This window comes from Achromobacter pestifer, from assembly GCF_902859625.1.
Lineage (GTDB): Bacteria > Pseudomonadota > Gammaproteobacteria > Burkholderiales > Burkholderiaceae_B > Achromobacter > Achromobacter pestifer.
Genome location: NZ_CADIJX010000007.1, coordinates 236,427 through 248,010, shown reverse-complemented (window position 1 = coordinate 248,010; position 11,584 = coordinate 236,427). Strand labels below are relative to the sequence as shown.

Below are 11,584 nucleotides of genomic sequence, written 5' to 3'. Positions count from 1 at the left end.
GAAACGGTCATGCAATTCTTGCAGGCACTGGTGGACGGCATTCTGCTGGGCGGCGTCTACGCGGTCATCTCGATCGGGTTGACGCTTGTTTTCGGGGTGGTCTCCATCGTCAACTTCGCCCAGGCCGAGTTCCTGATGGTGGGCATGTTCGTGGCGTATTTCGCCTGGAAGCTGTGGGGGCTGGATCCGCTGATCGGGTCTTTGCTGTCGTTCGCCGTGGCCTTCGTGCTGGGCGTGCTGACGCAGAAATTCCTGATCAACCGGGTGCTGAAGGCGCCAGCGGTGGCGCAGATCTTCCTGACGGTGGGCCTGCTCATCGTCATGGAAAACCTGGCGCTGATCCTGTTCGGATCGGAGTTCCGCTCGGTGCAGACGCCCTATCAGATGACCGCGCTGGCGGTCGGGCCGATTCTCTTGAGCGCGCCCTATCTGCTGGCCTTCGTGGTGGCGGCGGTGGCCGGCTTGACGCTGTGGTGGGTCCTGAAGAAAACCTGGTGGGGCATGGCAGTGCGGGCCACCGCCCAGGACCCCATGGCCGCCCGTCTGTCCGGCATCTCCACCCACCGTGTCCACCAACTGGCGTTCGGGCTGGGCGTGGGCCTGACGGCCTTGGGCGGCGGCATCATCCTGCCCTACCTGACGGCCTCCACCACCGTCGGCGCGCAGTTCAGCGTGCTGATGTTCACGGCGGTGGTGCTGGGCGGCCTGGGCAGCGTGATGGGGGCAGTGGTGGGCGGCGTGGCGGTGGGCGTGATCCAGTCGCTGTCGTCGCTGGTGCTGCCCATGCAACTCCAGAACCTGGTGCTGTTCGCCATCTTCATCCTGGTCCTGGCCGTGCGCCCGGAAGGTCTTTTGAAAAGAGCAGCCTGATGACCATGACTCGACAATCCCTGCCTTGGGCGGCATTTCTGGCCGTGGCCCTGGCCGCCCCCTGGATGATGGAAGACCAGGGCTACGGCATCCGCGTCCTGACGCTGGTGCTGCTGTTTGCCGCGATGGGCCAATCCTGGAACATCGTGGGCGGCCTGGCCAACCAGATTTCGCTGGGCCATGCGGCCTTCTTCGGGCTGGGCGCCTACACCTCGACGTTGCTGCTGCTGCGCTATGGCATTTCGCCGTGGCTGGGCATCGTGGCCGCGATGGCCGTCGCGGGCGTGGCGGGCGCCTTGCTCAGCCTGCCCACGATGCGGCTGCGCGGGCACTACTTCGCGCTGGCCACGCTGGCGTTTGGCGAAGTGCTGCGCGCCATCGCCAACACCTGGGCCTCGGTGACGGGCGGGCCAGTCGGCCTGTCCATCCCGTTCTCGGAAGGCCTGGCGCAGATGCAGTTCAAGTCCAGCATCCCGTACTACTACCTGATGTTGGGCGCCGCGCTGATCACGTCCATCGTCTTCGCGCTGATCAGCCATTCGCGCCTGGGCTATCGCCTGCGCGCCGTGAAGGCCAATCCGCAGGCGGCCGAAGTCATCGGCGTGAACACCGCGCAAACGCGCATCCTGGCCGCCGTGATCTCAGCCGCGCTGATGGGCGCCTGCGGCACGCTCTACGCGCAATTCATCTACTTCTTCGATCCGGACACCGTGTTTTCACTGGTGGGCATTTCAGTGCGCGTGGCGTTGATCTGCATCATCGGCGGCGTGGGCACCGTGGCGGGCCCGCTGATCGGCGCGCTGGTCATCATCCCGCTTGAGGAAGTGTTCAACGACTGGCTGTCGGGTCACACGGCGGGCGTGTCCCAGCTGGCGTTCGGCCTGATCCTGATCGCCATCATCCTGATCGAGCCGCGCGGCCTGTCGGCGCTGTGGTCACGGTTGCGCAACCTGACGCGGAGCCAGCATGCCTGACATCCTGAAGGTATCGAACGTGCAGCGCCGCTTTGGCGGCCTGAAAGCCGTGGACGACGTGTCGTTCAGCGTGGCCCGGGGCGACATCCTGGGCCTGATCGGCCCCAACGGGGCCGGCAAGACCACCCTGTTCAATCTGCTGGTGGGCCTGTACGCCAGCCAGGGCGGACGCATTGAACTGGAAGGCGAGGACATCAGCGGCCTGCGCCCCCACCAGATCGCCGCGCGCGGCATGACCAAGACGTTCCAGAACGTGGCGCTGTTCCCGGAAATGACCGTGCTGGACAACGTGCTGGTCGGCGGCCTGCTGCGCCATGACGTGGCGCGCGCCCGACAGGTCGCCCGCGACAACCTGGACCGCGTGGGCCTGTCCGCCATCGCGGCCAAACCGGCGGGCGAACTGTCGTTTCCGGAACAGGCCCGGGTGGAACTGGCCCGCGCGCTGTGCACAGACCCCAAGGTCTTCCTGTTGGACGAGGTCATGGCCGCGCTGAACGAATCCGAAATGGACGCGCTGCTGGACCTGATCCGCACGCTGCGCGACGAAGCCGGCATCACCTTCATCGTGGTCGAACACCACATGCGCGCCATCATGCGGCTGTGCAACCGCATCCTGGTGCTGTCGTTCGGCCAGAAGATCGCGGAAGGCAGCCCCGCCGATATCGCGGCCAACCCCACGGTGATCGAGGTCTACCTGGGCAAATCGATGGAACAGGCGGAGGTGGCGGCATGACCCTGCTTCAGATCCAGGGGCTGACCGCCTCCTACGACCGCAGCCCGGTGCTGCACGAGGTCTCGCTGGACGTGCCCGAAGGCGGCTTCATCGCGGTCGTCGGCGCCAACACGGCGGGCAAGAGCACGCTGCTGCGCTGCATCTCGGGGTTGCTGGACAGGGTCAGTGGCCGCATCGCCTTCGACGGCCAGGACATCCTGCGCCTGCCGCCGCACCGCATCCCTGAACTGGGCATCGCCCACGTTCCCGAAGGCCGCCACGTGTTCCCCGAGATGACGGTGGAAGAGAACCTGTACCTGGGCGGCTACACCCGCCGCCGTGATGCCGCCGCGCTCAAACGCAGCTGCGACCGCGTCTATGCCTTGTTTCCCCGGTTGCTTGAACGGCGCAGGCAGCAGGCCGGCACGCTCTCGGGCGGGGAACAGCAGATGGTGGCATTCGGCCGCGCCCTGATGCTGGAACCCCGGCTACTGCTGCTGGACGAACCCAGCCACGGCCTGGCGCCCAAGGTCGTCGAGGAAATGCACCAGGCCATGATCGACATCCACCGCAGCGGGCTGACCATCCTGCTGGTGGAGCAGAACACCCGGCTGGCCCTGTCGGTGGCCGAACATGCCTACGTGCTGCAATCGGGAACGATGGTGCTGTCCGGCCCCAGCCACACGCTGCTGGAAGACAGTCGCGTGCGTGCCGCCTACCTTGGGTTGTAGCCATGGGCCGTCGGCGGGATATATTGCGTCTTTACGTTGAATCGGCGGTTCGCCGTGGCCGGGCCAAAAGCCCGCGCTGCCGCCTGCGCCCGCCGCTACGCTAAGCGAGAGACAGCCATGCCCAGCCCCACCAGCGCGATATTCGAAAAACCGACGACCTTGCGCACCCGCGTCGAGGAATTCCTGCGCACGTCCATCATGGACGGACGCCTAAAGGGCGGAGAACGCCTGCGCGAAGCGGAACTGTGCGAACAGCTGAACATCAGCCGCAGCACCCTGCGCGAAGCGTTGCGCACGCTGGAAGCCGAACGCCTGATCTCGATCGAACCGCACCGGGGCCCGACGGTCGTGCGCATCACCGAAAAGGCCGCGCGCGACCTGTATTCCTTGCGCGCGCTGCTGGAAGGCTTCGCCGCCCACGAATTCGCCCGGCTAGCCAGCGACACGGACGTCGAACGCCTGCGCAAGGCGGTGGACGCGCTGCACCGCCAGGCCAAGGGCAGCAACAAGTCGGCCTTGCTGGCGGCCAAGCACGATTTCTACGACGTGTTGCTGTCGGGCTGTGACAACGATTTGATCAAAGACATGCTGCCCGGGCTGCTGTCGCGCATCAACCTGCTGCGCGCCACGTCGTTCGCGCGCGCGGATCGGCTGCCGGAAAGCATGGCCGAAATCGACACCATCTTCGAGCGCATCCAGGCTCGGGATCCACAAGGCGCCCAAGCGGCCGCACAGAGCCACATCGTGAATGCGGAACGCACCGCGCTCGAAGTGCTAAGGCGCCAACAAGAGGAGGCATCCACACGTGAAGGCGATCGTTCAGGAACTGAGGGCCGCGGCGGCCCTGGCGCAGCAGGATAGCGAGTTCAATGCCGCAGCCCGGGGCCTGCCGTGCGCCCTCTGGCTGCAAGCCGGCGAAGATCCGCAAGACCGGATTTCCGCCTGGGCTGGTCAACCCGCCGCCCCCTCGCAGTGCATCGTCATCAGCGCCCCGCCAGACACCTGGCGCAAACTGCTGAGCCCCACCCCGCCTCCGGGCTATCACTCGTTCACCGCCGCGCATCGCCAGGCCCAAGGCCTGCGCGTCAAGGGCGACGCCCTGGCCATCGCCCAGGCCTTGCATCCCCTGGAACGACTGTTCGAGATTCTGCGCGGGCAACTCACCGCCACGCCTGCCCTGCTGGATCGCAGCCCCATCACCGGCCACTACGCCACGCTGGATCTGGGCGCGGCAGGCACTTCGCTCTACTACGAAACCAGCGGCCTGACCGACGGCCCGCCGCTGCTGATGCTGCATACCGCCGGCGCCGATTCCCGCCAGTACCACGCGCTGATGGCGGACCCGGACCTGCGCCGCCAATGGCGCATGCTCGCCTTCGATATGCCGGGCCATGGCCGCAGCATGCCTTTGCCGGGACACGCCTGGACGGAAGACGGGCTGACCCGCGACACCTACCTGCGCACCTGTCTGGCGGTCATCCGGCAACTGGCCGGGGCCCCGTGCGTGTTGCTGGGCTGCTCGATGGGCGCGGCGATGGCGCTGGTGATCGCCGCCACCCACCCGGCCGACGTCGCTGGCGTGGCAGCGCTGGAAGCGCCTTGGAAGGCAACCGGCCGGCGCACGCCGATGCTGTGCCATCCGCAGGTCAACCAGGCGGCGCACAACCCGGCCTATGTGCGCGGCTTGATGGGCCCCGCGTCCACGCTGGAAGCGCGCCGCGACGCCGCCTGGATCTATGCGCAAGGCGGCTTCAATGTCTACGCCAACGACCTCTGGTTCTATAGCGAGGACTTCGACGCTGCCCAGCACTTGACCGGCCTGGACACCCGCGCCTTCGGCGTCTCGCTGTTGACCGGCGCCTATGACTATTCCGCCAGTCCTGAAGACTCGCGCCGCGTCGCTGCGCTGATTCCAGGCGCGCGTTTCACCACCATGCCCGAACTGGGCCACTTTCCCATGGTGGAAAGTCCCCAGCGCCTGCTGGACTATCTGCGACCTGAACTCGACCACATCCGAACCGTCCGGGGAATCGCATGACGCTGCCGAACCACGAAGTCTATGCCTTGCGCTACGCCACCGTCGGGCGCCGCCGCAGCCAGAATTTCATCACGCCGCCCGACCCGCACGACGGCCCCATGCCGATGGATTACTTCGTGTGGGTCATCCGCCATGGCGCGCGCGTCTGGCTGGTCGACACCGGCTTCAACCAGGCCGCCGCCGAGGCGCGCGGCCGCGAATTCCTGCGCTGCCCCATCGACGCCCTGAAGACGCTGGGCATCGCCGCCGCCGACATCCAGGACGTGATCGTCACCCACCTGCACTACGACCACGCCGGCAACATCCGCAAACTTCCCCACGCTCGCTTGCACATGCAGGAAAGCGAACTGCACTACGCCTGCGGCTGCAACATGCGCTTTGACATGCTGCGCCACGCCTACGCAGTGGAAGACGTGGTCGATGTCGTACGGGGGGTCTATGACAAGCGGGTGGCCTTCTACCACGGCCATGACGACCTCGCGCCAGGCCTGCAATTGCTGCACATCGGCGGCCATACGCAAGGCTTGCAGGCGGTGCGCGTGCACACGGCGCGCGGCTGGATCGTGCTGGCGTCAGACGCCAGCCACTACTACGACAACATGGGGCTGGACGCGCCGTTTCCCATCGTGCTGAACGTGGCCGACATGCTGGCCGGGTATGAAACCCTGGCAAAGCATGCGGAATCCCCCGCGCACATCGTGCCGGGGCATGACCCGTTGGTCAGAAGCCGCTATCCGGCCGTCCTGCACGGCAATACCGAGGTGGTGGCGCTGCACCTGGCGCCCATGGCACCGTCTGAACCGCAAGCGGCTTACAACGAGTAGCGGTAGTCGCAGTTCAACGTGGCTTTCAGCGGCGTGTTCGTTTGCGCACCCGCCGCTGAACGCGGACGGGGCGCCGTCAATTTGGCCTGGAACGTCCCGGCCAGATCATGGTCGGAGGTCTTTTCCACGGCCACGCTGGATGGCAAGGCGTAGAGCGTCAACGCGATGCCCTGGGTCGGCACCAGCAGCGTGAACACCGATTGCGGGAAGTCCGACACCACATAGCTGCTGGCAGTGGTGTCGGAACTGAAGGTCAGGTCCGCGTCGAAGTAGCTCAGCTTCACGTTCAGGTCTTCCGAGGACGGCGACGGAATGACGCCCTTCAACGCGACCTTGCCGCTTTCCGAGATGCACGATATTTCGGCCGGCGCAGAGCCGGCATGGGCCACGCCCGCCAGCAGCAGGCAGGACAGAAACCAGGATGCGCGTAGGATCATGAGCGTAGCCTTGCAGGATGTTGGCGGCGGGGGTTGAGACGGGTGAAGCGGCAAGTGTAGGCGGAAATCCGGGCCTCAATGCCACGGACCCGCGCCATACCCTTACCCCCCGACCGCCCGGCAGAACGCCTGAGCATCGCCATCGATGATCACGCCCGACGGCAGATAGCCTTCGCGCTGTTTCGCGGCACGCAATTGCTGCGCCAACGCGGCATCACCGTCCACCGCGTAAACAAAGACCCGCACCGATTGCCTCGCAGCGTCGCTCAACAGTTGCGGATTGGCGGCCAGCGTGGTCGCGTCCACATGCACGCCGACAGGCGCCCCCACCTTGGCCGTCAGATTGGCCAGCCATTGCCGGTTGAGCACGGGCGCCGAGGCGCGCTGCGACACATAGCGGCTCAGCGGATTCGCGCCAGCGGCTTGGGCATTGCGCGGATCAAACACGATCAGCCCCAGATAGCCTTGCGGATCGGACTGGCGCACGCAGCGCAACGCTTCCGGAAAGGCCGAGGTCATCATCCAATTGCCGTGCGGCAGCGCCCGCTTCATGTCCAGGACCAGCTTTCTGACCGGTTCACAATCGCGATAAACCACCTTCAGTTCCGCGTTGAAGGTCTTGGCGGGCTGCGCGGCCGCGACCCGCAGCGCGTCGTCCAGGAATGGCGGCGGTGACCCGCCGCCCTGCCCCAGCAGCTTTGCGCCGCGCCAATCGGCGCTGCTCAGTTGCAGCACCGCCTTGCGCCCGGCCCCACCCACCGTCCTGCCCGTCAGCAGGTCGTGATGCAGCACCCAGCGCCCGTCCTGCAAACGCTGCATGTCGATCTCAACCCCGTCCCAACCGCCCGCGTACGCAGCGCTGATCGACGCCAGCGAATTCTCCGGCAACTGGGGCGCTCCGCGATGCGCGTGTATCTGCATGCCCAGGCAGGCGGCGCCCGCGTTGGACCAGGACAGCGCGGCGATGAGGGCCACCGCGACCCTGCGATCAATCCGCATCGCCGTGGTATCCATACTTGATGCCGCCCAGCACGCCCGTGCGCACCGCTTCGTTGAACGGGTAGGTGTACGCTTGCCCCACCACGACCACGTGCGCCACATTGCTCAATACGCGGCGGCGCAAGGCCTGCCCGATCGATTCATCGTCGCGGCTCGCGTCCGCGCGCGCCATCTGCTGGAACAACTCGCTGCGCGTAATGCCGTTCTGCATGAAGGAAAATGCCGTCCATACGCACACCAGCGTCAGTACCAGCGCCAGCCCGGCGGCGCGCGTCGCGGTGCGGCCAGGCTCTTGGCCCGCGGGCGTGCGCAGCCACACGATCAGCTTGGCGATCAGGTACAGCAGCTTGGCAAAGTGGCCGACCGCGCCCAGCAGCGAAAACAGCAACGCCACCGGCGGAACGATCGCCGCCCGCGCGGCGTCCTGGCCCAGCTTGTAGTGCTGGCCTCCGCGCCCGAAGTCCGTACTGGTGGCGGAAAAGCGCGGCATGGCCTCGTCCACGGCGCGATCCAGCATGCCGTCGTAGAGCCGCTTGAAGCTGGCCGGGTCGGTGTAATTGGACGCCACGCTCATGCTGGCCGGCACCATCAAGGTCTGCCGCAATAGCCTCTGCACGCCCGGACGCGCCACGAAGTCCTCATACGACAGCCCCGGCGGAATCGCATCGCCTTCCACATGCACGGTGCGGCTGCGCATGGTCTTCCAATATTGCTGCGCAACCGCCTCATTGAAGGTGGCCCGATCATGCGGCTGCCAATCCCCGGGCACGGGAATGCGTTTGCGCACGTCACGCACCACGCGGTCCTGGTAGCGGGCGGGCACGTTCTCGGGCGTCCAGCCACGCTTGGACAGGTTCCTGCGGTAGTCGCTCCAGGCGCGATCCTGCTCACGCCCCAGGCCGATGTCGGACGCCACCGGCACGCCCGCGTATTGCTTCCAACGGCTGGCGACGGACTGCATCACGCTGGTGTAGACCTGGTGATAGCCGCGGATGCCGGGCGCCGTCATCCGGACGTCGTGCCCATCAACGGTGAAGGTCTTCATCTGCCGTTGCAGGTCCGTGCGGATCACTTGGCGTTTCTTGGGTTCGACCTTTTCGTCCAGGTTTTCGATGTTGGACAGCAGCACCTGGAACACGGCCAGGAATGCCTTGCCCTCGGGGCGGGCATAGACCTCGTCGTCGACCAAGCCGTCCAGATGCAGATCGCCCTGCACCAAAGACCGCTGCAACAGGCCGGCGTTGGCGGCGATGCGGCGGAAATCACCGTCGCGCGTGTCCACCAATACATTCACGATCAGCTTGATCGCGCCGAACACCAGCAGCGCGGTCAGGCCGCAGGCTAGCGCGATCTTCAGGACCGACGGCTGGCCGCCCGTGCGCAGGCGCCGCGTCAGCAGCAATTGCAGGACCACCAGCGCGGCGGCAATGCCGGACAGCGTGCGGCCGAAGAACTCCAGTTCTTCAATGTCGTGCGGCGTGGCGCGGCTGCCCACGACATCGAGCAGGCGCGCGTTGAATCCCAGCTCGAAGCTGAGATAGATGACCGTCAGGACGATCAGGAAAAGAATCTGGCGAATCTGGGCTTGCCGCACGTCAATCTCTCAGGTCAAGGCGGGTCGAGGTGATTTCCTCGTCAGGCAGGTCCAGCTTGGCCGGCACCCGTGATGCGCCTCCCGTGCGAGGGGTGGCGCTGGCGGTGGAGGCAGGCGCGTCGCTGCCAGGCACCCGCTGCGGTGGCGGGGGCACCACGCGGCCCGCCGTCTGGGTGTCCGCAGGCGTTTGCCGCGCGGGCGCATCTGGCGTGCCGGGACTTGCGGGTTTGGCTGGCTTGGCGGGTCGGGCGGGTTTACCGGACTTGCCGCCCTTGCCCGCTGGCGCCGCCGAAGCGGCCGGCGGCGGAAAGACGCCATGCTGGCGCAGCGCGTCCAGATATCCGGGCGGATACAGGGATTCGTCGGCAAAGGGCTTGGCGCGCGGATTCAAGCCCGCCACTGTCTTCACATCGCCACGACGCATGCGGCCGTCCTGCGTGTAGACAAAGCGTTCGATGTTCGAGCCCTTCGGAAAATCGAAGGTCATGGCGCTACGGTCGTCCTGCACCAGCACGGCCGGCCGATCGCGGCAATTGCCCAAGTCCCAGGACAGCACGTCGGACCCCTCGATCGCCAGCACGGTATAGCGATAGTCGCAATTGCGCCGCTGCGTCTCGATGACCACCACGGTTCGTGCCCCCACGTATTCGCTACGCGCGATGCGGGCGGCATCCACGTTGTTCAACGGAATCACACGTTGGTTGCCCGACAGCTTGACCGAGAATTTCGTGCCTTCGCGGCGCAACGTGCCTTCGCCGCCGCTTTGCAGCGCGAACTGGCCAATCTCGGTGCCAAACAAGGCCGCGGTGTCCACGCCGTAGGTGTAGCCGCCCCGAGAATTGGTCTTAACGGCGCACGCGCTCAACCCTCCCAGCAGAAACAACACGGTCAGCAAACGTAGGGTCAGGGGACAAAGGTGGCGCAGGCGCATCGAAATCATCGTAGTCACGGGAAACCCGGCCGCCACCAAGCGCGATCACGGGTGGGATGTCATGGGGCGGCAAGGCGGAGGTTCCGGCAAAGCCCTGCAATGTATCTCAAAGTTACAGCACAGGGACAGGCCTGTTTCAATTCCGCCGCGCGGGAAGCCCTCTTAGTTCGTCGCTTCGGCGTTGCCTTGCTTGAGCTCGATCGCGATCGCCACGACCTGGCTTGCACCATGGCGGATCGCCGACACGCAACGTGCCACGATGGCACGCAGCAGCGCCTCATCGGGCAGCGTGTCGGGTGCCGCGACAAAGCTTTCGACCGCCGCCGATACGCGGCCGGCCGCGGCGCCGTTGCCCTGTTGCAAGCTCAGTTTCACGGCCTTGCAGCGATGATTGACGACGTTGATCACTTCCAGCAGTTGCTGGCGGGTCAGGCCCAGTTCATCCGCGTCGACGAAGCTCGGGTAGACCAGGCGCAGGAATTCCGGGTCCGTGTCGACCAGGCTGAAGAACATGGTGCCCAGGTCGGGATGGCGGAACAGCACGTCGCCATCTTCGTCCACGCGGGCGACCAGGCCCGTTTCTTCCTGGACGACACGTTGGTAAAGGCTGGCAAGCGCGGTGGGGTTGGACATGATTCGACTCTCCGTTGGAATGGATGGCGGCGGGAAAATCCGCGCCCTTGCTCATCGCTACGCCGTTGGCCCGGAAAAGTTTGAAAAATTTTCCGCAAAAAAAAACCGAACCTTTTCCTCGCCCATGCATAGCGATCCATGCAGGCATCCGCTTGCGCCCACTGAAAAGGAAGACCCATGCAAGGAAATGCGCTGCGCGAAGTGTTGACGCTGGCCAAGACTCACGGTGGCCGCTGGGCCGCCACCGCCGCCACCCGCGTCAATCGAGGCGATGCCGTGGGTGCGCTGCTGTTCCTGCTGGCCACCACCGTGTTCTCGGTGATCACCGTGCGCCTGATGGGCTCGCACGCCAGCCTCACCTTCTACGATCTGCTTCGCATGCAGAACGGCGGCGACCTTCAGGGCGCGCAGAACCAGGGCGCCGGCATCTATGCGCTGCTGTGGCTGCTGGCCGTCGTCGGCCCGTTGCTGCCGTCCCTGTTCCCCGCCGTGCTCCCCCGCCGCCTGATGACGTTCGCCTACTTCCTGCCGCTGGCGCTGTGGGGCGTGACGCTGGCCGGCGTTGCCTCCGAAGTGCGCGAGCTGATGAACGCCAGCCGTCAATTGGCCGGCTTCCTGGGCAATTCGCGCGCCAGCCGCAACATGGCGCAGGACATGGCACAGACGATCTGGAACAACCTGAGCTTCGGCTTCGGCTTCTATCTGTCATTGGCCATCGTGGCGGGTTTCACCATTCGCGGCATTGCCGTGCTGCGGCGCCGCGCTTGATTTTCCCCTCGTGCGCGGCTAAGGTGCCGCTGCCCTCGCCCCGGAGGGCGCCGGCACCGATCCGCCGATGGGC

The 11,584-nt window shown here is 66.0% G+C and carries 13 protein-coding genes; 8 read left to right on the top strand and 5 right to left on the bottom strand.

All coding sequences use genetic code 11. The features are described from left to right. The first annotated feature begins 9 nt into the window (after positions 1–9). From HV753_RS24625 to HV753_RS24595, 7 genes are all read left to right on the top strand, one after another. Positions 10–870 (top strand): branched-chain amino acid ABC transporter permease, encoded by an 861-nt coding sequence (locus tag HV753_RS24625; RefSeq protein ID WP_175177199.1) that lies wholly within the window; start codon positions 10–12, stop codon positions 868–870. Further along, positions 870–1,844, top strand: a complete 975-nt coding sequence (locus HV753_RS24620; protein WP_175177198.1) for a branched-chain amino acid ABC transporter permease — start codon at positions 870–872, stop codon at positions 1,842–1,844. Before HV753_RS24625 ends, HV753_RS24620 begins: the two co-directional genes overlap by 1 nt. Continuing rightward, complete coding sequence (locus tag HV753_RS24615; protein WP_175177197.1) at positions 1,837–2,577, top strand: ABC transporter ATP-binding protein; 741 nt, start codon at positions 1,837–1,839, stop codon at positions 2,575–2,577. The genes HV753_RS24620 and HV753_RS24615 overlap by 8 nt, the downstream gene beginning before the upstream one ends. Continuing rightward, on the top strand, positions 2,574–3,287 hold the full coding sequence (locus HV753_RS24610) for an ABC transporter ATP-binding protein (RefSeq protein ID WP_175177196.1): 714 nt from the start codon (positions 2,574–2,576) through the stop codon (positions 3,285–3,287). The genes HV753_RS24615 and HV753_RS24610 overlap by 4 nt, the downstream gene beginning before the upstream one ends. Before the next feature lie 117 nt (positions 3,288–3,404). Continuing rightward, positions 3,405–4,148, top strand: a complete 744-nt coding sequence (locus HV753_RS24605) for a GntR family transcriptional regulator (RefSeq protein WP_175177195.1) — start codon at positions 3,405–3,407, stop codon at positions 4,146–4,148. Continuing rightward, positions 4,093–5,325 carry an alpha/beta fold hydrolase gene (locus HV753_RS24600; protein ID WP_175177194.1) on the top strand — a complete coding sequence of 411 codons (1,233 nt, stop codon included), beginning with the start codon at positions 4,093–4,095 and terminating at the stop codon, positions 5,323–5,325. Before HV753_RS24605 ends, HV753_RS24600 begins: the two co-directional genes overlap by 56 nt. Then, on the top strand, positions 5,322–6,149 hold the full coding sequence (locus HV753_RS24595; protein WP_175177193.1) for an N-acyl homoserine lactonase family protein: 828 nt from the start codon (positions 5,322–5,324) through the stop codon (positions 6,147–6,149). The genes HV753_RS24600 and HV753_RS24595 overlap by 4 nt, the downstream gene beginning before the upstream one ends. On the opposite strand, the gene HV753_RS24590 is transcribed toward HV753_RS24595, so the two are convergent. The 5 genes from HV753_RS24590 to HV753_RS24570 all read right to left on the bottom strand — a co-directional run bounded on the left by HV753_RS24590 (position 6,137) and on the right by HV753_RS24570 (position 10,743). Then, a complete protein-coding gene (locus HV753_RS24590) occupies positions 6,137–6,586 on the bottom strand; it encodes a hypothetical protein (protein ID WP_175177192.1) in 450 nt (149 codons plus the stop codon). The genes HV753_RS24595 and HV753_RS24590 overlap by 13 nt on opposite strands. Before the next feature lie 102 nt (positions 6,587–6,688). Then, entirely contained in the window at positions 6,689–7,600 is a 912-nt protein-coding gene (locus tag HV753_RS24585) for a glycerophosphodiester phosphodiesterase (RefSeq protein ID WP_246288382.1), read from the bottom strand. Continuing rightward, positions 7,575–9,179, bottom strand: a complete 1,605-nt coding sequence (locus HV753_RS24580) for a hypothetical protein (RefSeq protein ID WP_175177191.1) — start codon at positions 9,177–9,179, stop codon at positions 7,575–7,577. The genes HV753_RS24585 and HV753_RS24580 overlap by 26 nt, the downstream gene beginning before the upstream one ends. Before the next feature lies 1 nt (position 9,180). Continuing rightward, positions 9,181–10,119, bottom strand: a complete 939-nt coding sequence (locus tag HV753_RS24575) for a hypothetical protein (protein WP_246288388.1) — start codon at positions 10,117–10,119, stop codon at positions 9,181–9,183. Positions 10,120–10,272: 153 nt separating this feature from the next. Next, positions 10,273–10,743, bottom strand: coding sequence for a hypothetical protein (locus tag HV753_RS24570; protein ID WP_175177190.1), 471 nt, complete (start codon positions 10,741–10,743; stop codon positions 10,273–10,275). A 177-nt stretch (positions 10,744–10,920) separates the two neighbouring features. On the opposite strand from HV753_RS24570, the gene HV753_RS24565 reads away from it, so the two are divergent. Further along, positions 10,921–11,511 carry a hypothetical protein gene (locus HV753_RS24565; protein WP_175177189.1) on the top strand — a complete coding sequence of 197 codons (591 nt, stop codon included), beginning with the start codon at positions 10,921–10,923 and terminating at the stop codon, positions 11,509–11,511. Positions 11,512–11,584: the final 73 nt, after the last annotated feature.